The organism is Pseudorhodobacter sp. E13 (assembly GCF_003991405.1).
Lineage (GTDB): Bacteria > Pseudomonadota > Alphaproteobacteria > Rhodobacterales > Rhodobacteraceae > Pseudorhodobacter.
In genome coordinates this window covers 89,568-111,307 of sequence record NZ_RPEN01000150.1, presented here as the reverse complement: position 1 = coordinate 111,307, position 21,740 = coordinate 89,568, and the positions used below count along the sequence as shown (strand labels likewise).

At 62.4% G+C, this 21,740-nt stretch carries 20 protein-coding genes; 8 read left to right on the top strand and 12 right to left on the bottom strand.

All coding sequences use genetic code 11. From position 1 onward, the window contains the following. The first annotated feature begins 290 nt into the window (after positions 1–290). Together EGN72_RS06385 and EGN72_RS06380 are read left to right on the top strand one after the other, a co-directional pair. A complete protein-coding gene (locus EGN72_RS06385) occupies positions 291–743 on the top strand; it encodes an N-acetyltransferase (RefSeq protein WP_127045825.1) in 453 nt (150 codons plus the stop codon). Positions 744–831: 88 nt separating this feature from the next. After that, the gene (locus tag EGN72_RS06380) at positions 832–2,049 is read left to right on the top strand and encodes a hypothetical protein (RefSeq protein WP_127045824.1); all 1,218 of its coding nucleotides are present in this window, start codon (positions 832–834) and stop codon (positions 2,047–2,049) included. A 56-nt stretch (positions 2,050–2,105) separates the two neighbouring features. On the opposite strand, the gene EGN72_RS06375 is transcribed toward EGN72_RS06380, so the two are convergent. Together EGN72_RS06375 and mnmD are read right to left on the bottom strand one after the other, a co-directional pair. Continuing rightward, positions 2,106–3,002, bottom strand: a complete 897-nt coding sequence (locus EGN72_RS06375; RefSeq protein WP_127045823.1) for a DMT family transporter — start codon at positions 3,000–3,002, stop codon at positions 2,106–2,108. Further along, positions 2,999–3,676, bottom strand: a complete 678-nt coding sequence (mnmD, locus tag EGN72_RS06370; RefSeq protein WP_233587049.1) for a tRNA (5-methylaminomethyl-2-thiouridine)(34)-methyltransferase MnmD — start codon at positions 3,674–3,676, stop codon at positions 2,999–3,001. The genes EGN72_RS06375 and mnmD overlap by 4 nt, the downstream gene beginning before the upstream one ends. 54 nt (positions 3,677–3,730) lie before the next feature. Between mnmD and EGN72_RS06365 the strand changes: the two genes are divergently transcribed. Next, the gene (locus tag EGN72_RS06365; RefSeq protein ID WP_127045821.1) at positions 3,731–4,771 is read left to right on the top strand and encodes an FAD-binding oxidoreductase; all 1,041 of its coding nucleotides are present in this window, start codon (positions 3,731–3,733) and stop codon (positions 4,769–4,771) included. A gap of 8 nt (positions 4,772–4,779) precedes the next feature. Here the strand turns inward: EGN72_RS06365 and EGN72_RS06360 are convergent, their stop codons facing one another. Beyond that, positions 4,780–5,334, bottom strand: coding sequence for an NADPH-dependent FMN reductase (locus EGN72_RS06360; protein ID WP_127045820.1), 555 nt, complete (start codon positions 5,332–5,334; stop codon positions 4,780–4,782). A gap of 146 nt (positions 5,335–5,480) precedes the next feature. Here EGN72_RS06360 and EGN72_RS06355 point away from each other — a divergent pair, with 146 nt between their 5' ends. Beyond that, positions 5,481–7,130: a thiamine pyrophosphate-binding protein gene (locus EGN72_RS06355; RefSeq protein ID WP_127045819.1), complete on the top strand. Its 1,650-nt coding sequence runs from the start codon at positions 5,481–5,483 to the stop codon at positions 7,128–7,130. A 108-nt stretch (positions 7,131–7,238) separates the two neighbouring features. Here EGN72_RS06355 and EGN72_RS06350 read toward each other — a convergent pair whose 3' ends face one another. Continuing rightward, complete coding sequence (locus tag EGN72_RS06350; protein ID WP_127045818.1) at positions 7,239–9,212, bottom strand: lytic transglycosylase domain-containing protein; 1,974 nt, start codon at positions 9,210–9,212, stop codon at positions 7,239–7,241. A 174-nt stretch (positions 9,213–9,386) separates the two neighbouring features. On the opposite strand from EGN72_RS06350, the gene dapA reads away from it, so the two are divergent. Then, a complete protein-coding gene (gene dapA, locus EGN72_RS06345; protein ID WP_127045817.1) occupies positions 9,387–10,262 on the top strand; it encodes a 4-hydroxy-tetrahydrodipicolinate synthase in 876 nt (291 codons plus the stop codon). Between the two features lie 48 nt (positions 10,263–10,310). Here dapA and EGN72_RS06340 read toward each other — a convergent pair whose 3' ends face one another. The 8 genes from EGN72_RS06340 to EGN72_RS06305 form a co-directional block, all read right to left on the bottom strand. Next, entirely contained in the window at positions 10,311–11,933 is a 1,623-nt protein-coding gene (locus tag EGN72_RS06340; RefSeq protein WP_127045816.1) for an AMP-binding protein, read from the bottom strand. A gap of 10 nt (positions 11,934–11,943) precedes the next feature. Beyond that, on the bottom strand, positions 11,944–12,360 hold the full coding sequence (locus EGN72_RS06335) for a RidA family protein (RefSeq protein WP_127045815.1): 417 nt from the start codon (positions 12,358–12,360) through the stop codon (positions 11,944–11,946). Next, on the bottom strand, positions 12,357–12,770 hold the full coding sequence (locus tag EGN72_RS06330; RefSeq protein ID WP_127045814.1) for a thioesterase family protein: 414 nt from the start codon (positions 12,768–12,770) through the stop codon (positions 12,357–12,359). Before EGN72_RS06330 ends, EGN72_RS06335 begins: the two co-directional genes overlap by 4 nt. Further along, positions 12,767–13,903 (bottom strand): acyl-CoA dehydrogenase family protein, encoded by a 1,137-nt coding sequence (locus tag EGN72_RS06325; protein ID WP_127045813.1) that lies wholly within the window; start codon positions 13,901–13,903, stop codon positions 12,767–12,769. The genes EGN72_RS06330 and EGN72_RS06325 overlap by 4 nt, the downstream gene beginning before the upstream one ends. Positions 13,904–14,025: 122 nt before the next feature. Next, complete coding sequence (locus EGN72_RS06320) at positions 14,026–14,838, bottom strand: enoyl-CoA hydratase family protein (RefSeq protein ID WP_127045812.1); 813 nt, start codon at positions 14,836–14,838, stop codon at positions 14,026–14,028. Further along, the gene (locus EGN72_RS06315) at positions 14,835–15,281 is read right to left on the bottom strand and encodes a MarR family winged helix-turn-helix transcriptional regulator (protein ID WP_127045811.1); all 447 of its coding nucleotides are present in this window, start codon (positions 15,279–15,281) and stop codon (positions 14,835–14,837) included. Before EGN72_RS06315 ends, EGN72_RS06320 begins: the two co-directional genes overlap by 4 nt. Further along, positions 15,278–16,018, bottom strand: a complete 741-nt coding sequence (locus EGN72_RS06310) for an SDR family NAD(P)-dependent oxidoreductase (RefSeq protein WP_127045810.1) — start codon at positions 16,016–16,018, stop codon at positions 15,278–15,280. Before EGN72_RS06310 ends, EGN72_RS06315 begins: the two co-directional genes overlap by 4 nt. Further along, a complete protein-coding gene (locus EGN72_RS06305; protein WP_127045809.1) occupies positions 16,015–18,297 on the bottom strand; it encodes a bifunctional salicylyl-CoA 5-hydroxylase/oxidoreductase in 2,283 nt (760 codons plus the stop codon). Before EGN72_RS06305 ends, EGN72_RS06310 begins: the two co-directional genes overlap by 4 nt. 119 nt (positions 18,298–18,416) lie before the next feature. Between EGN72_RS06305 and EGN72_RS06300 the strand changes: the two genes are divergently transcribed. The 3 genes from EGN72_RS06300 (at position 18,417) to EGN72_RS06290 (ending at position 21,739) form a co-directional block, all read left to right on the top strand. Then, positions 18,417–19,556 (top strand): 3-hydroxyacyl-CoA dehydrogenase NAD-binding domain-containing protein, encoded by a 1,140-nt coding sequence (locus tag EGN72_RS06300; RefSeq protein WP_233587048.1) that lies wholly within the window; start codon positions 18,417–18,419, stop codon positions 19,554–19,556. Between the two features lie 203 nt (positions 19,557–19,759). After that, complete coding sequence (locus tag EGN72_RS06295; protein WP_127045808.1) at positions 19,760–20,731, top strand: hypothetical protein; 972 nt, start codon at positions 19,760–19,762, stop codon at positions 20,729–20,731. A 177-nt stretch (positions 20,732–20,908) separates the two neighbouring features. Further along, positions 20,909–21,739, top strand: a complete 831-nt coding sequence (locus EGN72_RS06290) for a flagellar motor protein MotB (protein ID WP_127045807.1) — start codon at positions 20,909–20,911, stop codon at positions 21,737–21,739. Position 21,740 lies beyond the last annotated feature (1 nt).

Sequence of the window (21,740 nt, the reverse complement as noted above, 5' to 3'; positions counted from 1 at the left end):
CCGTTGATTCTGTTTGATCTGCGATGGTCGGTGGCCTCACGGAATGTGTCAACCCGTTAACCCCTGTATCATGGGGCAGATCTGTGGTTATCCACAACATCTTGGCCATTTTGCCGCGCCAAGGGGGTAGGGTGGCAAGGGAAGCCTTGGTTTGGGCGTGGCGGTATGTGTCTTTGCGGGCTTTTGTTACAGCTTTTCGGCGCTTGGTGATGCGATGAAATTGCGCGCTGTGAAAAGCACTTGACCGGGATGGTAAGGGCGCGGAAAGTCATGGCGCCAAAGGAGTTTGCATGACGCCATTTCAACCTGTTGAGCCCTATGACTGGGATGCGCTGCTGGCGCTGATCAAACGGGCTTTTGCCGGGATGGAAGGGCGAATTGACCCGCCAAGTTCGCTGCACAAGGTCAAGGCGCAGGATCTGGCGCAGTATCCGGGCGAGGTTTGGGTGATCGGGAAGCCCCCCCGCGCCTGCATGGTGCTTACGCCAAAGCCACATGCACTGCATCTGGGTCGTCTGTCGGTGGACCCACCGTGGCAGCGCAAAGGCTATGCCCATATTCTGATCAACCATGCCGAAAGCCGTGCCCGCGCCCTCGGTCTGCCTGCGCTGGAACTGCAATCGCGGATCGAACTGGTTGAAAATCATGCGATTTTCTTTGCGCTGGGGTTCAAGCAGACCGGAGCGACGACGCATGAAGGTTTTTCGTCTCCGACCTCGTTGGTATTCACCAAGACGATTTGACACCTGACACTGCGGCAGTCGGTCGCAGCGTATTTTGGCGGGCTTACATCTATACACATTCATATGTTTGAATTTAATGGAGGCTGTCATGCCAGATACTGCAAAACCGCAACGCCCCGCAGATAGTTGGGGGCCTTTGTATTTCCTTGCCTCGGTGGGTGCCGGGGGCTTGGTGGTGACCTTCTTCATGTGGCTTTACATGTGGGTGCCGCATAAGGGCCAACCTGTGCCCGTTTTCGAAGATATCGCTGCGGCCTTTGCCACTGGTGCGCCTGTCCAGCAAGCGATGATCGTTCTGGCGGCGCTTGGGATCGCCGGATTTTCGGTGCTGAACCTGAAGTCGCTGTTCTGGAACCTTGGCCAGTTCAGCCGGTTCAAGAAAACCGAAGCCTATGGCAAGCTGTTGGGCAGCAATGCCGAAAGCCAAGTGACAGCGCTGCCGCTGGCCCTTGCCATGAGCATCAACGTGGGCTTCATCCTTGGGCTGGTGTTTGTGCCGGGCCTGTGGGGCGTGGTGGAGTATTTGTTCCCGCTGGCGATGATTGCCTTTGGCCTGACGGCTGCATTGGCTTTGGCGCAGATTGGGCGGTTCGTGGGGCAGGTTCTGGCGAAGGGCAGGTTCAATTTTGCCGCGAATGCCTCTTTCGCCCAAGTCTTGCCGGCCTTTGCGTTGTCGATGGTTGGTGTCGGCTTCTCCGCCCCGGCTGCCCTGTCTGGTAATCCAACGGTTGTGGGGATTGCGCTGATCGCCTCGACCGCGCTGCTGGTGATGTCTGTTCTATGGGCCTTGGTGGCTGTGGTGCTGGGTCTGGCCGCGATGCTGCAAAACGGGGCGAACGCCGAAAGCGCGCCGACGCTGTTGATCCTTGTGCCGCTGATGACCGTGTTGGGCATTCTGGTGCTGCGCCAGAACCATGGGTTGCATGTGCATTTCGACGCGCATGAAACGGCGGGCGATACGCTGCGCTTGTTGTCGACTTTCTTGTCGGTGCAGCTGGCCTTTGGCTTGTTCGGTTTGGCCGTGCTGCGGGCGCAGGGTTATGCCGCGCGCTATCTGACCGGGCGCGACACCTCTGTCGGGTCTTATGCGCTGGTGTGCCCCGGTGTGGCGCTGAGCGTGATGATGCAGTTCTGGATCAACAAAGGGTTGGTTGGTGCTGGATTGGTGGCCAAGTTTGGCGCGGCTTATTGGGCGCTGTCGGCGGTGGCTGTGGGCTTTCAACTGGCGATGATCGTGTTGGTTCTGGTTCTGAACCGCCGCCATTTCCGCGCCGCCCCGCAGGCCGCGGCCATTGCGGCGGAATAACCCGCGCGCGACATTAGAACCGAAAGGGCGGCGCAATCCGCCCTTTTTTGCTGCGTCTAGCGTTGTGAGACGCGCAGCGCCTTGCCCTGGTTTTTCTGCCGGCTGCGGATTACGGTGAACAGCCCCGCCAGAATGACGATAGCCCCGCCGATGATGACATTGGCGCGCAGGGTTTCATCGAACACCAGCATCGCGATGACAGTGACAAAGACGATTTGCAGATAGGCAAAGGGTTGCAGCGCGCTGGCCTCGGCCATGGAATAGCTGCGGATCAGCAGGTAGTGCCCAAGGATGGCAAGGCTGGAATAGGTGACGATCATCAGCATGTCGAACGGGGGCATCGCTGTCAGATGCGGCAGGCCGATCACTGTCATCAGCACGCAGCCAATCACCCCGGACCAGAAGAACGAGATGAAGGCAGGTTCATCCCGCGTCGCCAATCGTGTGAGCAAGCTGTAAAGCGCAAACAGAAACGCGCCGATCAGGGGCAGCAGGCTGTCGAGGGAGAACACCCCGCCATCGGGTTGCAAAATGATCGCCACGCCGACCATGCCAAAGATGATCGCGGTCCAGCGCCGCCAGCCGACCTTTTCGCCCAGCACCGGCACCGCAAGCCCCGCAACCAGCAAGGGGCAGACCGCGAAAATGGCGTGGGTGTTGATCAGCCCGATACGGACATAGGCGTAAACCATCACGCAAATCTCGGCGATCAACAGAACCGAGCGGGCGATTTGCAGCCATGGGTGGCGCGTGCGCACGGTTTGGCGTAACCCGCCCGGTTTGGTCAGTGCCTGTGCGGTGACAAAGACGGCAAAGACCCAATAGCGGATCATCACCACCATAAACACGCTGTATCCCCCGGCGAGATAGCGCGAAAACCCGTCCTGCACGGCGAAAACGAACACCGTGGCCACCATTAGCCAGATGCCAAGGCGCGTGTTCTGAACGGTCATCGGGTCAACTTTCCTGTGGCCATATGGCGTTTGTGGCCGTGGCCTTTGCGCCGCTCTACCGCAAATCCGGCGGCCTGCAAGCCCCGGCGCACAAAGCCTGCCGCCGTATAGGTGGCAAATGTGCCGCCGGGTGCGGTGTGGCGGGCCACCTCGGCCATCAGATCCTCACCCCAAAGTTCGGGGTTCTTGGCAGGGGAAAACCCGTCCAGATACCACGCATCGGCGCGGCCATCCCATGCCGCCAGCGTGTCGCGGGCATCGCCGATCACCACCTCTACTTCGATGGGGCCAAGCTGAAACCTTCGCGCGTCCTGCGCCCAATGGTGCAGGAAATCGCCCGCGACGGCCTCTGCCTCGGGGAAAGCGGCCAAGGCGCGGGCAATGTCGGCGGCAGCCATGGGAAAGGCCTCGAACGAGGTATAACGCAGCGGGGTTTCGCCTGCCGCGATCAGGGTGGCCAGCAGGTTCAACCCGGTGCCAAAGCCAAGTTCTGCGATTTGAAAGCCGGGGGTCAGGCGGGCAGGCAGGTCATTGCCGCCCAGAAACACATGGCGCGTTTCGTCCAAGCCGTTGGCAAGGCTGAAATACGGATCATCAAAGCGGGTCGAGATTGGCAAGACCCCATCGCGCCAATCAAGGGTTGCGCAGGGGGCGGGCTGGGTCTGGTTCGTCACAGGGAAATCGCCTATGGGGAAGGGGTAGCGCGACAATGAGCAAAGGGGCCGGGAATGGCAACGCCCGATCTGACGATACATGGCGCGGGCATCTTTGGCCTGTCGATCGCATGGGCCGCCGCCCGGCGCGGCGCAAAGGTGCGGGTGCTGGAGGCTGTCGCCCCCGGTGCGGGATCGTCTGGCGGGGTGGTGGGGGCCTTGGCCCCGCATGTGCCGGAAAACTGGAATGACAAAAAGGCGTTTCAGCTTGAAAGCCTGTTGATGGCGGAAAGCTGGTGGGCCGAGGTGCAGGCCGTGGGGGGCAAAGACCCGCTTTATGCGCGCACGGGCCGCTTGCAGCCAATCGCGGATACCGCAGCACTGGAACTGGCCCGCGACCGCGCCGCCAATGCCGAGGCGCTGTGGCAAGGCCGCGCCGCGTGGCAGGTGCAGCGCAGCACTGGCAGCGCGTGGGAACCCGCAAGCCCGACCGGTTGGCTGATCCATGACACGCTGACCGCCCGTCTGCATCCGCGCGCGGCCTTGGCCGCCTTGCTGGCCGCATTGGCCGCCAAAGGGGCAGAGCTTGTGATCGGTGACGGCGATGCTGTGGGGCCGCAGGTTTGGGCCACGGGCCATGCCGGGCTTTTAACCCTGTCCGAGGGCCGCGCGCGCCCGATGGGCAATGGTGAAAAGGGTCAGGCCGCCAGCCTTCGCCATGACGCGGGCAGCTTGCCGCAGGTGTTTACCGAAGGGCTGCATATCATTCCGCATGGCGATGGCACGGTGTCCATCGGTTCCACCTCGGAACGGAAATGGGCCAAGGACACGGCGACAGATGCGCAACTGGATGCGCTGATCGCCAAGGCGCGCAAGGCTCTGCCTTGCCTCGCAGATGCCGAAGTGGTGGATCGCTGGGCCGGTATTCGCCCCCGCGCCCGCAGCCGCGCCCCGATGCTGGGGCCATGGCCGGGGCGGCCGGGCCATTTCATCGCCAATGGCGGTTTCAAGATCGGCTTTGGCATGGCGCCGAAAATCGCCGAGGTGATGGCCGACTTGCTGCTGGACGGGCGTGATACGATCCCCGAGGATTTCCGCGTCGAAGCCAGCCTGTAACCCGCGCCCTATTTCGCCAGCAGCGCAACCTCGGCCCGCAAGGCATCCAACAAGGCTGTCAGCGCCTTTTCGGATTGCGGGTCTTTCAAATGGCCCGCCGCATCAAAGGCGCTGCCCGACGCGGCGAGCAACATCTCTGGCCCCTGCAACAGGCGCGGGCGAAACGGCGCAAGGCACAGCCGCAGCGAGAATTGCGACCGCGCGCCCCCGGCCCGACCCGCCGCCGCCGACATGATCGCCACGGGTTTGCCCGCCCAAGGGCTGCCCCCCGGCACCCGGCTGACCCAATCCAACGCGTTCTTCAACACACCCGGCAAGGCCGAGTTATACTCTGGCGTTGAAATCAACACAGCATCGGCAGCCCGGATTTGATCTGCCAGTGTTTGAACGGTTGCGGGAATTCCGCTTTCCGCCTCCAGATCGCCATCATAGAGCGGCAGGCGCAGATCCGCCTCGACATAATGGGCGGGACCATAGTGGCGCATGGCCTCGGCCAAAAGCGCCCGATTGGTCGACCCGCTGCGCAACGCGCCACAAATGCCAAGGATGTTGTGTTCCGCCATGCTCTGCCCTTTCACTTCTGCCGTTGTGGGGACTGTAGGGCCAATTGCCGCCACTGCAAGTCAGCGTGGGTTCCGCCGCGCGGCCCCTTGCGCATGATCATCGCTTGTCGCAGTCTGCCCGCAGGCAGATATTTGGGGGGAAACAGATGCGGCACGGCGGGCAAATCCTGGTAGATCAACTTGTGGCGCAAGGGGTTCAACGGGTGTTTTCGGTTCCGGGCGAAAGCTTTCTTGCCGCGCTGGATGGGCTGCATGACAGCGGCATCCAGAATATCGTCTGCCGTCAGGAAGGCGGGGCCGCGATGATGGCCGAGGCGCATGGCAAGCTGACGGGCACCCCCGGCGTCTTGTTCGTGACGCGGGGCCCGGGGGCAACCAATGCCAGTGCAGGCATCCATATCGCAAAACAAGACAGCACCCCGATGGTGGTTTTCGTGGGTCAGATTGCGCGGCATCACCGCGACCGCGAAGCGTTCCAAGAGGTGGATTACCGCGCCGTGTTCGGCACGCTTGCCAAATGGGCGACCGAGGTGGATCAGATCGAACGCCTGCCCGAATATATCAGCCATGCCTTCCACCTTGCCACCTCCGGCCGCCCCGGCCCGGTAGTGCTGGCCCTGCCCGAGGATATGCTCTCGGCCTGCGCCGATGTGGCCGATCTGCCTGCCCCCAGCCCGCAACCCTTTGGCATCAGCGATGCGCAGCTTGCCGCCGTCACGGATGCCTTGGCGCAGGCCAAACGCCCCATGGTGCTGGCAGGCGGGCCGAACTGGTCCGCCAAGGCCGCCGCTGATCTGGAGGCTTTTGCCAAAGGCTGGAACCTGCCCGTCGCCGTTTCTTTCCGGCGTCAGGATCGGATGAACAATGACCACCCGAATTTCGTCGGCGATCTGGGTGTGGGCATGAACCCCAAGCTGGGACAGATGCTGACGCAGGCCGATACGCTGCTGGTGCTGGGCGCGCGCTTGGGCGACACCACCACCAATGGCTATGAACTGCTGGACCCAACGCGCCCCGGCCCCCGCATCCTGCACATCCACCCCGACCCAAGCGAGTTGGGCCGCGTTTACCACCCCGCGCTGGCCATTCCTGCGCGCGCCGATCAGATGCTGGCGCGTCTTGCCCAAACCATAGGCCAAGGCGCTTGGGCCGACTGGACGCAAACCGCCCGCGGCCAATATGAGGCGTGGCAAACCCCGGTGGAAACCCCCGGCGCGGTAAAGCTGGAACAGGTTGTCACATGGCTTGCCGCGAACCTCGCCCCGGACAGTATCCTGACCAATGGCGCGGGCAATTACGCGGCCTTCCTGCACCGCTACTACCGCTTTCGCCGCTTTGGCACACAGGTCGCCCCCACCTCCGGCTCTATGGGCTATGGCTTTCCGGCAGCTATCGCCGCCTCGCTGCAACACCCGGATAGAACGGTGGTTTGCATGGCCGGGGATGGGTGCTTTCAGATGACCTGCAACGAGGCATCAACCGCCATGCAGCACGGCGCGAAACCCATTGTCATCGTCGCCAACAACGGCCGCTATGGCACGATCCGCATGCATCAGGAACGCCATTACCCCGGCCGCCCCTCGGGCACCGACCTTGCCAACCCCGATTTCGCAGCGCTGGCCCGCGCTTACGGTGGCCATGGTGAAACCGTGACCGATCAGGCCGATTTTCCTGCCGCCTTTGCCCGCGCGCAAGCCGCTGGCACCTTGGCCATCATCGAATTGAAACTGGACCCGGACATGCTGACCACAGGCCAATCGCTCAGCCAATTGCGCGCCGCCAGCACAAAGCTCTGACTGCTTTCATCTATTCAAAAATATCCCGGGGGGAGTTTGCATTGCGTGCAATGCGAACCGGGGGGCAGCGCCCCCCACCGCCGCCAAAGGCATCCCCAGCATTGGCACTCAGCGCCCTGTCAGTTCCGCCGTCACATTCACCACGCCCACCGCGCCGCGCAGCTTGGCGCGGTAGATCACCAGCGATTCCACCACGCGCATCACATAGGTCCGGGTTTCCGAAAACGGGATCGTCTCGACCCAGTCCACCACATCAACCCCCGCTTGCCGCGGGTCCCCGAATTCTGTGATCCAGCGGCGCGGGCGGCCCGGCCCGGCGTTATAGCCCGAGGCGATCAGCGCCACGGCGGGGCCGAACTCTTCGACCAATTGCGCAAGATAGGCCGCACCAAGCGAGACGTTATAGGCACCATCCTGTGTCAGGCGCGGCAAGGTATAGGCCTGCGCGGTTTTCTCGGCCATCATCTTGGCCGTCCCCGGCATCACCTGCATCAAGCCGCGCGCGCCTGCAGGGCTGATAACGGCCACATCAAATTCGCTTTCCCGGCGCGCGATCGACAGCGCAAGCGCTCGGCTGACAGGCAGGCCCTCGGGCACCAGATCGACCACCGGGAAATAGGCGCGCGGCAAGATCACGCCGCGCCCGGCGGCTTGTTTGCCAATCAGCACCGCGATATGCGGCTCGCCCAGTTCCAGCGCCAGATCGGCCAGTTGCGCCAGTTCGGCATCGCTCAGGCTTTCGGCCAGATGCAGCATGAACCGCTTGCCAAGCGAACGGTCGCCTGCTGCCAAAAGCAACCGCGCCGCCTCCAGCACGGAGGAGCCCGCAAAGCCCGCCCCCCGCCAATCCGGCGCGCGTTGGTCCGACAGCAGCGCCGGGTCCAGCGTCTGGCCCAGTTTCTCGGCGCTTAGCAAACCGTAATAGGCGGTTTGATGTTTCGCCCCGGCCTCAAAGGCTGTGCGGGCGGCAGGGTAATTTCCCAAAGCTTCCTCGGCCCGGCCTTCCCAGTAATGCGCGCGGCTAAGGCTGATCGGCGTGCTGACCCCGGATTTCAGATGTTGAAAATGCCCCCGCGCGGTTGTCGGGTCATTCTTTTTGCGCAGGGCGATGAAGCCCGCCAGAAACTCCAACTCGGCGTAATCACCGCCTTCGGTCAGGTGGTGTGAGGCTGCGACGCGATACGCCTCATCCATCCGGCCTGCCTGCACCAGATCGCGCACAACCCCGGCGCGTCTGTCGGCCCATGCCTCGGGTCGGCCCAAAGCCGCCGCACTGCTGGATCGTTCAAGGATCAAGGCCACCGCCCCGTCCAGAAAGCCTTTGCGCGCGCGCCAGACAAAGCGGTCATAGGCAAGGCCGGGGTCTGCGGCCTCTGATGCCGGAACCGCGCTGATCAGGGCATCCACCCCATCATCCTGCGCGCGCAGCGCCAGTCGCGCGCGGGCCAGTGCTTGCCATCCCGGCGGCACCAGCGGCAACATCCGCGATGCCTCGTCGCTGCGGCCTGCCCAGAGCAAGGCATCAAGGCGCTGGGTGTGAACGCTTTGCAGCGCGGTCGCTTGCAACGCCAGCATGTCGGCCTGTTCTGCCGCCGAAAAGCGCAGGTCGACCCAAGCCCGCCGGGCCGCCTTGGCCGCCGCATCGCCTTGCCCTGCGGCCAGATAGGCTTTGACAAGGCTTATCGCGCCTTCGGCGGTCGATGGCCTGTCCGATTTGAAATAGGCGATCACCCGGTCAGGCGTGGTAGAGCGTGCGACGGCCACCTCTCCCTTTTGGTGCAGCCATGGCATGCCCGGCCAATCCGGCCTGCGTGCAAGGAACGCCTCATACTCCCCCAGCAGCCCGTCGCCTGCGCGCAGGCGCTGCCACTCGATCACATCGGCGGCCACGCCTTTGGGGGCAATGGCCTTGGCGGCCGCCCAATCCTTTGACTGCGCCGCCGCAAGGGCTGCGCGCAGGTCACTGGCCGGATCGGCGCTTGCGGGGCTGGCAAGGCCAAGGGCCAGTGCAAGCAAAGGCAACGCTGCGCGCAGCAGGCGCGGATGGCGGAAAAGGCGGCGGGGTGGTGATGTGTTTTTCATGCCCGGCAATCTGCCATTGTCGCCCTTTGGCTGCAACTCACATCCACGCGGGGTGGCCGTCAGGCGGCAATATCGCGCCATGCTTGGCAAGGCCCGCGCATATCGGTAAGGAAGGCACAGAAAACCAACGGGCGACTCAAACCCCCGCCCAATGCACAAGAGGAGACGCGTGTCATGTTCAAAGGGTCAATGCCTGCCCTGGTCACGCCGTTCAAGGACGGCCAGCTTGATCTGGATACGCTGAAGAAACTTGTCGATTGGCAAATTGCCGAGGGCAGCCATGGCGTGGTTCCGGTTGGCACCACGGGTGAAAGCCCGACCTTGTCGCATTCCGAACATCAGACCGTGATCGAAGAGGTGGTGAAGGCTGTTGCGGGCCGGGTGCCTGTGATTGCGGGCACCGGCAGCAACAATACCGCCGAAGCGATGGACCTGATCAAACATGCCGAGCAGGTGGGCGCCGATGCCGCCCTTGTGGTGACGCCCTATTACAACCGCCCGACCCAAGCCGGGTTGATCGCGCATTACACGGCGCTGCATGATTGCTGCACCCTGCCGATCGTCATCTACAATATTCCGGGCCGGTCCTGTGTGGATATGCTGCCCGAAACCATGGGCGAGTTGGCCAAGCTGCCGCGCATCATCGGGGTGAAAGATGCCGTTGGCAAGATGGAACGCGTCAGCCAGCAACGCGCGCTGTGCGGCCCGGATTTCTGCCAGTTGTCTGCCGAGGACGCGACCGCTTTGGGCTTCAACGCGCATGGTGGCGTGGGTTGTATTTCGGTGACGGCCAATGTCGCCCCGCGCCTTTGTGCCGAATTCCAAGAGGCGATGCTGGCAGGCGACTACGCCAAGGCCCTGCAATACCAAGACCGCCTGATGCCGCTGCACGAGGCGATCTTTACCGAACCCGGTCTGGTCGGTGCGAAATACGGATTGTGGAAGCTGGGGCTTTGCAGCCAAGAGGTGCGCTTGCCACTGACCGGTTTGACCGATGGCACCAAAGCCAAGATTGATGCCGCCATGCGCCACGCAGGGCTGATCAACTAAGCAAAACCGGCGCCGGGCTGGCGGGAAATGCCCCAGCCCGGCGCCACCTTATCCGTTTTCGCGCAGGCGGAAGCGTTGTATCTTTCCGGTCTGGGTTTTGGGCAGTTCGCTGACAAAGGTGATCTTGCGCGGGTATTTGTAGGGCGCAATCGTCGCTTTCACATGGTCTTGCAAGCGCTTCACGCATTCCGCATCGCCTTGCACCCCATTGACCAGCACGACATGGGCTGAAACGATTTGCCCGCGCGCCTCGTCCGCCTCTCCGACCACCGCGCATTCCAGCACATCGGCATGGGACAACAGCGCCGCCTCGACATCCGGCCCCGCAATATTATAGCCGCCCGAAACGATCATATCATCGGTGCGCGCGGCAAAGTGGAAATAGCCGTTTTCATCTTGCCAGAAGGCATCGCCCGTCAGGTTCCAGCCGTTTTGCACATAGGCCGCCTGCCGCGGATCATCCATATAGCGGCAGCCCGTTGGCCCGCGCACGGCCAAGCGCCCCACCTCGCCGCGCGGCATGTCCTTGCCCGCTGCATCCACGATCTTCGCCTCATACCCCGCGACGGGGCGGCCTGTGCAGGCGGGGCGGTGATCATCAAAGCGGTTGGTGATGAAGATGTGCAGCAATTCGGTGGCCCCGATCCCATCCAGCATCGGCTTGCCAGTCTTGGCCATCCATTCCTCATAGACCGGGGCGGGCAGCGTTTCGCCTGCGGAAACGGCGGCGCGCAGGCTGGACAGGTCTGCGCCTTCCTCCATCGCTTTCAGCATCACGCGATAGGCGGTGGGGGCGGTGAAACAGACGGTTGCGCGGTATTTCTGGATAATCTCTATCAGGTTCGGCGGTGAGGCATTTTCCAGCAAACAGGCCGCCGCCCCAAAGCGGAGCGGAAACACCGCCAAGCCCCCCAGCCCAAAGGTAAAGGCCAAGGGGGGGGAACCCACAAACACATCTTCAGGCGTGACGCGCAGCACCTCGCGGGCGTAACCATCCGCGATAGTCAGCAGATCGCGGTGGAAATGCATCGTTGCCTTGGGGTTGCCCGTGGTGCCCGAGGTAAAGCCCAACAGCGCCACATCATCGCGCCCGGTTTTTGCCGCCGCAAACCGCACCGATTTACCCAAAGCCGCACGATCCAGTTCAGCATCGTGGTTGGCGGTGCCGTCAAAGCCCACCACCCGCTGCAAAAAGCGCGATGCCTTGGCGCAGGCGTCCATTTCGTCCATCAGCCGCGTGTCACACAGGGCCAGCGACACCTCGGCCTTGTCGACGATCTGGCCCAATTCCTTGGCCCGCAGCATCGGCATGGTGTTGACCACAACCGCCCCCGCCTTGGTCGCCGCCAACCATGCCGCCACCATCGCCGGGTTGTTGGCCGACCGGATCAGCACCCGATGCCCCGGCTGCACGCCGTAATCTTCCACCAAGGCATGGGCGATGCGGTTGGTCCAATCGGCCAGTTCCTTGTAGGTCCGCAACCGGCCATTGCCGATCAGGGCGGTATGGTCGCCAAACCCCTTTGCCACCATGCCATCCGTCAATTCCACGCCCACGTTCAACCATTCGGGATATGAGAACCCTGCACGCGGCAAATCAGGCCATTGGTCGTGGGGGGGCAAACGATCACGGGTGAAGCTGTCGATATGTCCTGACGGTCCGAGTTGCATGGCTATCCTCTCAATCCTGGGGGATGACGGCAGTTGCTTCGATTTCCACTTTGGCGCGATCCTCGACCAAGGCCACGACCTGCACCAAAGCCATCGCGGGGAAGTGCCGCCCGAACTGCATCCGATAGGCAGCACCAATCTCGCGCAGGCTGGACAGATAGGCCTGCTTGTCGGTCACATACCATGTCAGGCGGGTCAGGTGTTCGGGGCTTGCCCCTGCTTCGGCCAATATCGCCTTGATCGAGGCGAGGCATTGCGCGACCTGCTCTGCGAAATCATCGGTTTCCCATTCCTGATCCGCATTCCAGCCAACGATCCCACCGGTAAAGACCATCCGCCCCGTCGCCGCCACGCCATTGGCATAGCCTTTGGCGCCTTTCCAGTTTTTGGGGTGCAAAATTTCATGCGGGCTGATGGCATCGGTCATTGGTCCTGCTCCTGCGAAAAGGCTATCATTCGGGCGCGCACGGCGCTGTGCCATGGCTGCGACTGGCCGTTGCAATCCACATTCACCAAGGTCAGATCGGCGGTCAGCCGGTCAATACCGCCCGCCGCAGCGGTGATGCGAAACCCGACAGAGCTGGTGCCAATGCGGGTGATCTGCAACGTAAAATCCAGCTTTTCCCCTAGGCGAGAGGGCGCGTGGAAATTCACCTCTATCCGTGCGGTCGGCACACCAGCGCGATCTTCCATCATGCGGGCAAAAGAACAGTGCAGAACATCGGCAAAGAAATTTTCCACCACCGAGTTTGTCATCTCAAAATAGCGCGGATAGAAAACGATCCCCGCCGGGTCGCAATGGTTGAACTCGATCTGGATCAGGCGGTGATAGGTCATTCCAGCACCGCCCGCGCGATCACGATGCGCTGCACGTCACTGGCCCCTTCATAGATGCGCAAGGCCCGGATATCGCGGTAAAGGCCTTCCACGGCAAAGCCCTTGCGCACGCCGTCACCGCCATGCAGTTGCAAAGCGGCATCAATCACCTTTTGCGCGGCTTCGGTGGCATAAAGCTTGGCCATCGCCGCCTCGCGGCTGATGCGGGCGGCCCCCTGGTCCTTGGTCCATGCCGCGCGGTAAATCAGCAAGGCACTGGCGTCGATCTGCAAGGCCATATCGGCAATATGCCCCTGCACCATCTGCAACTCAGCCAAGGGTGCCCCGCCGATGCGCCGCGCCTTGACCCGCGCCAAAGCGTCATCCAGCGCGCGGCGGGCAAAGCCCAGCGCCGCCGCCCCAACGGTGGACCGAAACACATCCAGCACCGACATCGCAATCTTGAAACCCGCGCCCGAGGCCCCGATCAAGGCGGCATCCGGCACGAACACCCCGTCAAAGCGCAAATGCGCCAAAGGGTGCGGCGCGATCACCTCGATCCGCTCCACCACGCTTAAGCCCGCAGTATTGGCAGGCACCAAAAAGGCCGACAGGCCCCGCGCGCCCGCCGCCTCGCCGGTGCGGGCAATCACCACATAAAGATCGGCAATCCCACCGTTGGAAATATAGGTCTTTTCGCCGGAAATCCGGTAGCCACCCGCCACTTTTTCCGCCACCGTGGCCGTTGCCGCTACGTCCGACCCCGAAGCTGGTTCCGTCAGCGCAAAGCCAGAAATCGCCGCGCCCGCGCGCGTCTTGTCCAACCAAATCCGCTGCTCTGGCGTGCCGAACAATGACACCGCCCCCATGCCCAGCCCTTGCATGGCAAAAGCAAAATCGGCCAACCCATCATGCCGCGCCAGCGTTTCGCGCAGAATACACAGGCTGCGCACATCCAAACGCTCCCCCGCGCCGGCGCCGGTATGGCGCAACCACCCGGCTTGCCCCAAATTCGCAACCAAGGCCCGGCAAGCGGCATCCACATCAGAATGATCCACCGGCAAATGCGCCGCACACCATGCCTCCAGTCCGGCCGCCAAAGCCCTGTGGCGATCCTCAAAAAAGGGCCAATCCAAGAAACTCTGATCTGCCAAGACGCTTTCCTTCCTCTGGTCAAAAATATCATTGGGGGCTGGCTGGTTCGCCACCGGTTCGAGAACCGGCCGGCGCGCGGGGGGCAGACAGCCGCCCGGCGCTTGGTCCCGCAACCCCGCCGTCAATCCCCTTGAAACGCTGGTGTCTCTTTGGCGACAAAGGCATGATAGGCGCGCTCAAAATCGCGGGTCTGCATGCAGATCGCCTGCGCCTGCGCCTCGGCTTCAATCGCTTGGTCCAACCCCATGTTCCACTCCTGGTTGATCTGGGTCTTGGTGATGCCATGGGCAAAGGTCGGGCCAGCGGCAAGACGGCGGGCCAGCCCCATCGCCTCGGCTTGCAACACCTCCCCCGGATGCAGCGCGTTCCAAAAGCCCCACCGCTCTCCTTCCACAGCCGTCATCACCCGCCCGGTGTAAAGCAGTTCCGCCGCGCGGCCCTGCCCGATGATCCGGGGCAGCATGGCGCAGGCCCCCATATCGCAGCCCGCAAGCCCGACCCGCGTGAACAGAAAGGCACATTTCGCGGCGTCACTTGCCAGCCGCAAATCAGCGGCCATGGCGACAATTGCACCCGCCCCCACGCAGACCCCATCCACCGCCGCAATGATTGGCTTTTGGCAATGGATCATCGCTTTCACCAGATCGCCGGTCATGCGGGTAAAGGCCAACAGCGCCTTCATATCCATCCCGACCAGCGGGCCGATAATTTCATGCACGTCACCGCCGGAACAGAAATTCCCGCCGTTGGAGGCAAAGACCACTACATCCACATCGCTGGCATAGGGCAGCGCGCCAAAGAAATCCCGCAGCTCGGCGTAAGACTCAAACGTCAGCGGGTTCTTGCGGTCTGGCCGGTTCAGGCGGACAAGGGCGATGCGATCTGCCACCTCCAGCAGGAAATGTTCTGGGGTCAGCTTGGCCATTTCGGTCATTCCGTGTCCTTTCGCAGCTTCTTCAGCAAAGCGGTCAACTGCTCGATCTCGGCATCTGTCAGGCGTGAAAACAGGTTGTTCACCTCGGCCTCATGGCCAGCGGCCAATGTTTCAAATTGCTGCAAACCTTCGGGCGTCAGGGCCACATGCACCGTGCGCCGGTCGGTGGCCAAAGGTGTGCGCCGCGCCAGCCCGTCTTTTTCCAAGCGGTCCACCACGGCGGTGGCATTGCCGTTGGAGACCAGCAGCATCCGGCTGAGTTCTGACATGGTCACGCCTTCGCGGCGGCGCCACAGGGCCGCCATCACGTCAAAGCGCGGCAGCGTCGTGTCATGGCCCAACCGCAGATGTTCGCGCAAATGGCTTTCAGCGGCGCGCGTCACCCCCAGCAGACGGATCCACATTTTCAAGCGGCGTTTTGACACCCCGTCCGTTTCATTCATACCTCGCCTCCTGACAGGGCAATCGCCTGCCCGTTCACGGAATCTGCGCCGGGGCTGCACAGCCACAGCGCCGTGGCCGTCACCTCATCCGGTGCGATCAACCGCCCCTGCGGGTTTGACGCGGTCAGGATCGCTTGCGCCTCTGACGCGGTCTTGCCGGTTTTGGCGACGATATTGGCGATGGAACGGTCAGTCATCTCGGTGTCCAGATAGCCGGGGCAAATCGCGTTCACCGTGATCGGCTTTCGCGCCACTTCCAGCGCGAGGCTGCGGGTCAGGCCGACCACCCCATGCTTGGCCGCCGCATAGGGCGCGGCATAGGCAAACCCTTTCAGCCCAGCGGTAGAAGCGACAGAGATCAGGCGCCCCCAACCCGGCATTTGCAACACGCCTTCGCGCAGGGTCAGGAACACGCCTGTCAGATTGACGGCCATCATCGCATTCCACTGATCAAGGCTGGTGCGCGCCAAAAGCCCGCTATCGGCCGCGCCCGCATTGGCGATCACAATGTCACAGGGGCCTGCGGCCTGAAACATCGCCCGCACGCTGTCTTCTTGGGTTACATCGGCCAGAACCGCGCGGATGCTGGGATTGGCCTTTTCCAACTTGCGCAAGGGTTCCTCGCGGCGGCCTGTCACAACCACCTCTGCCCCGGCCCCGGCAAAGGCGCGGGCCATGTTGGCACCGACCCCGGTGCCGCCGCCTGTGATCAAGACGCGTTTGCCCAGCATCATCATGCGCGGATCACCTCTGCTGCCCTTTCTGCCAAACGGCGGGCCTGTTCGGCCCCGGCAAGGTAAGGCAAGGGCCACGCCCCCGCCGGATCACCAAGCGCCAAGCCCGCGTGCAGCGTCCAATAGGGGTTGGACAGATGCGGGCGGGCAAGGCAGACCAGATCGGCGCGTCCGGCCATCAGGATGGAATTGACGTGATCGGGTTCAAAGATATTGCCCACCGCCATGGTCGCGATCCCGGCCTCATTGCGGATCCGGTCGCTGAATGGGGTCTGGAACATACGGCCATAGACCGGGCGCGCATCAATGCTGGTTTGCCCGGCGGACACGTCGATGATATCGGCCCCGGCGGCGGCAAACAGGCGCGCAATCTCTACCGCTTCTGCCGGTGTCACGCCCGCGTCGCCCAGCCAGTCATGCGCCGAAATCCGCACCGACATCGGCTTGTCCTTTGGCCATGCCGCGCGCATGGCGGCAAACACCTCCAACGGATAGCGCATGCGGTTCTCAAGGCTGCCGCCATAGGTGTCGCTGCGGGTATTGGAGGCCGGGCTGATGAAGCTGGAGATCAGATAGCCATGGGCGGCGTGCAATTCGATCATGTCAAACCCGGCGCGCGCGGCCATTTCGGTTGCTGCGACAAACTGGTCGCGAACCTTGTCCATATCGGCGCGGTCCATGGCGCGGGGGGTGGCGTTTTGCGGCGACCACGGCATCGCCGAAGCCGATAGCAGCGGCCAGTTGCCCGCAGGCAGCGGTGCATCCATCTGCTGCCAGCCCAGTTGGGTGGAGCCTTTGCGCCCGGAATGGCCAATCTGGCAGCACAGCTTGGCCGGGGTTTCCGCATGGACAAAATCCACCAGCCGCTTCCACGCGGCCTCATGCTCTGGCGCGTATAGGCCGGGGCATCCGGGGGTGATGCGGCCTTCGGGCGAAACACAAGTCATTTCGGTGTAAACCAGCCCCGCGCCCCCCTTTGCGCGTTCGGCGTAATGCACGAAATGCCAATCGGTCGGGCAGCCATCGACCGCCTTGTATTGCGCCATGGGCGAAACGACGATGCGGTTGGCCAGTTCCATCCCGCGCAGCCGATACGGCGCGAACATTGGCGCATGGCCCGCCGCGCCGCCCGCCTGCGCCGCAAACCAATCCTCGGCCGAGCGCAGCCAAGCCGCATCGCGCAGGCGCAGGTTTTCATGGCTGATGCGCTGAGAGCGGGTCAGCAGGGAATAGTTGAACTGCACCGGGTCCAGATCGAGGTATCGCTCCACCTCCTCAAACCACTCGGTCGAGTTGCGGGCCGCCGATTGCAGGCGCAGCACATCGACGCGGCGTTCTTCCTGATAGCGGGCGAAGGCGGTTTGAATATCGGGCGCGCTGTGCAGATACTCGGCCAGCGCCACCGCACTTTCCAACCCCAGCTTGGACCCGGAGCCGATGGAAAAATGCGCCGTGGCCGAGGCATCACCCAACAGCACGACATTCTTGTAAGACCACTGCGCACACAGCACACGCGGGAAAGACAACCACGCCGAGCCGCGAATATGGTTGGCGTTGGACATCAACGCATGGCCACCCAGATGATCCTTGAAGATCGCCTCACAGGTGGCGATGCTGTCTTCTTTGGTCATTCCGGCAAAGCCGAAGGCGTCATAGGTATGCTGGCTGCATTCCACGATGAAGGTCGCGGTATCGGCATCGAATTGATAGGCATGCGCCCAGACCCAGCCATGCGGGGTTTTTTCAAAGATGAAGGTGAAGGCATCGTCAAACTTTTGCCGTGTGCCCAGCCAGACAAATTTGTTCAACCGGGTGTCGATCTCGGGCTGGAAATGCTCTGCGAATTCCTGCCGCACGGCAGAGTTGAGGCCATCTGCCGCGACCACGACATCATATTCATCCATATAGCTGGCTGCGGGTTGCGCGGGCGTTTCAAAGCGCAGGTCAACGCCCAGTTCCTGCGCGCGGGCTTGCAGGTCCAACAGCAGTTGCTTGCGCCCGATACCGCAGAACCCATGGCCGCTGGATACGGTGCGCGTGCCCTTGTGAACCACCGCCACATCATCCCAATAGGCGAAATGGCCGCGGATCGTCGCCTCGGACACCGGGTCATTCAGGGCCATGTTCGACAGGGTTTCATCCGACAACACCACGCCCCAGCCAAAGGTATCATCGGGGCGGTTGCGCTCCAGCAAGGTGATCTGGTGGCTCGGGTCGCGCAGCTTCATTGATATCGCAAAATACAGACCCGCAGGGCCGCCACCCAGACACAGCAGTTTCATCTTGCACACCTTTTGTTTCGCATTCGGACCTCGCGGCCGTAGCGATCAGCTTGCCACTGGCGTGGCGTTATTTCAAGTTTGAAATTTCAGACTTGAAATTGAAACCGCAAGCGGAAAGGATGGCGCAGCAGGGAGGGTTTCGGATGGCCGTGATCGGGGTTGTGGGCTTGGGCACCATGGGACTGGGCATCGCACAGATCTATGCCGCTGCGGGGCATAGGGTTCTGGCAACCGATGGCCAAGCCGCCGCGCGCGAAACGGCGCTGGCGCGGATGGCCGAGGGCCTTGCGCGGCGGGTGGCGGCGGGCAAGCTGACCGAAGGAGGGCGGGAGGCAACGCTGGCCAATCTGCATGTGCAGGACAGCACGGCAGGGCTGGCGCCTTGCGATATGGTGGTCGAGGCGATTGTGGAAACGCTGGAGGCCAAGCAAGCCCTGTTCCGCGACCTTGAAACCCTGCTGCGGCCAGATGCGGTTCTGGCGACCAATACCTCGGCCCTGTCGGTCACGCAGATTGCCAAGGGGTTGGGGCATCCGGGGCGAGTTCTTGGCCTGCATTTCTTTAACCCGGCCCCGGCAATGAAGCTGGTGGAACTGGTGACACCGCCGCGCGTCACCGATCAGGCCGCAGCCTTTGCCAAATCCCTGACCGAAGCGGCGGGCAAAATCGTGATCGCCTGTGCCGACCGTCCCGGTTTCATCGTCAACCGCTGCGCCCGCCCGTTTTATGGTGAGGCGCTGGCCCTGCTGGAGGAAGGCCATAGCGCGGCAGAGATTGATGCGGCCATGCTGCACGCGGGCTATCGGCTGGGGCCTTTTTCCCTGATTGATCTTGTGGGTGCAGACATCAATCTTGCCGCCACACGGTCCTTGTTCGAAGCGATGGGGCACCACCCGCGCTATCATGTGTTCGAAAGCCTTGTCGCGCAGGTCGCGGCGGGTCGCCTTGGTGTCAAAACGGGCAGCGGCTTTCTGGTGGGGGCACGTCCCACGCCACAACAAAATGATGCAATCGTCCTGCGGATAGAGGCGACCTTGGTGAATGAGGCCGCAAGCCTGCTGGCGGAAAGCTCGCTGACGCCCGAAGCGGTCGACACCGCGCTGCGGCTTGGGCTGAACTTTCCGCGCGGGCCGTTCGAATCGATGCGACAATGGGGAGTGGAAGCCATAGGCCAAACGCTTGCGCGGCTGGAAGCGCAGGCCCCTGCCCATTTGCGCGGGCGCTATGTGGCCAGTCCGTGTCTGGCATCCGAGGCCTAGACTAAGGCGCTGCCCGATGTGGCGACAAGACCCTGCCGAAGGGGACAAGAGCCCTCTGATCTGCCGCAAATCTACGCGTTTGCGATAATTTCGCGCGGTGCTTGACGGGGCGCGCATGCCTTTTGACGCGGCTTTGACGGTGGGGGACTAGCGGTAAAGGGGAAATTCCGGCAATCTTTACCCTACGTTAATGGGAGCCGAAAATGTCTTCTCTCGCCCAATCCAACTGCTATTTGCGCATCAGCCTTGTCAGCCCTTGCACATCCGTGTCTTTGGCCGCGCCCACTTTGGCGACGCATTTGGGTATCCCCATGCAAGAGGCGGTTCAACGGTTGACCAATGCGCCCGGAATACTGGCAAACCGGCTGGAACGCAGCCGCGCCAAGCGGCTTGCAACGCTGTTGCTGGCGCTGGGGGTCGCGGTTCGGCTTGACCCAACGCATCACCGCGCAGCGGTCACGGTGCCCCGCGCGGCGCTGTTCGATCTGTCGATCCAGCCGGTGGAGGCCAAAGATCTGGACGGGCTTGCCGAAACGCTGGCGCGGGCGTTGCCGCCAAAGGTGCTGGCCCCGTATCTGCGCGATATACCTGCGTTACATGAAGCATTAGCCGGGCCAAACGGTCTGGTGCTTGACGGTATCACCTCGGAACAGATCAAGCTGGTCCGGCAAGCCTTGCGGCGCACCCATGGTTTGCGGCTGGCAACGTCTAACCCCGCCTCGGCCTTGCATGACATTCTGGCGGACCCGCGCACCAAAGAGCGCGTGCCTGAAACCGTTATCGTGGCGCTGCGGCGGCTTGGCTTTACGCCGTGCCCACTGACGGGGGCGCTGGCAACCCGGGTCGATACGCGGACGCGCGATCTGATCCTCAATCGCTTTGCAGGGTCGGGACTGGTGGCAATGAACCGCGATTTCCAACGGTTTGATCTGTTCCTGACCGGGGTTCAAAACCTGTCGCCAAGGGAATTGGCCGATTTTCTGATCGCCCGCTCTGACCTGCCGCGGCAATCGCTGGAACGCATGTCGCGCCCGCTGCGAATCGAAACCGGCCTGACGCGCGCCAGCGCCTTGGCGTTTCAGGCCGATTATGCCGCACTTGGCCTTGAAACCTGTGCGCGCCTGCGGGTTTTCCACCCGATCCAGCCCGTTCCTGCGGGCCGGGTCGCGCCTTGATATTTGCCCTGCTCCCGGCAGATGGATAGGCAAAGGCGGCCTCTTCTTCGGAAGGGGCCGTTTTTCTTGCTGCGGTAAAATCGGGATGCGACCGGAAATCCTGAAAATTCTACAGGTTAACATCACCTTCACTGCGTTCCTGTAGAAGGGGACTTGGGTGTATAAATGGGTGATGTGATGGACGGGCAATCAAATGCCAGGCCAGTCATCATTAAGCGGAAGAAAGTTGTCCAAGGCGGCGGTCACCACGGTGGGGCGTGGAAAGTTGCCTATGCGGACTTCGTGACGGCCATGATGGCCTTCTTCATGCTGATGTGGCTGTTGAATGCAACGACGGAAAAGCAACGAAAAGGGCTGGCTGATTATTTCAGCCCAACGATTCCGATCAACCGGATTTCGGGTGGCGGCGATGGGGCCTTTGGCGGTGACAGTGTGGTCACAGACACCGAACGGCCGGAAGTCGGAGTCGGTGCGCCGCCGTCCATGGCAACGGAAACCAGCACGCTGGAAGAGGCTGATGCGGCGTCCAAGGCTGAAATGAAGGCGCAATCAGAGGAGCTGGAGAAAGCCCTCGCCGCACGCAGCGGAGAAAGCATGACGATGGAGCGTGCGCTTCGCCATGTGGTCACGAAACTCACCGACGAGGGTCTGGTGATCGAGATCTTCGATCTTGAGGATGTCCCGCTTTTTGATGGGCTGACCGCCACACCCGAACCTGTGACGCGTGATATTGCGGCGTTGTTGGCTGATGTGCTGGCGATCACCCGCAACACGCTGGCGGTGAACGGGCATGTTCGTTCTTTTCCGATCACCTTGGTCGAAAATCCGGCTTGGGCCATGTCTTCGGCAAGAGCGCAGGCGATGCGCGGCCTGTTGCAAGAGGCGGGGATTGATTCGGAGCGTATCACCCGGATCAGCGGATATGCCGACCGGAAACCGGTTACCGCGAACCCGATGGCGGTGCGAAACAACCGGCTAGAGGTGATATTGCTGCGCAAAAACCGCTAGT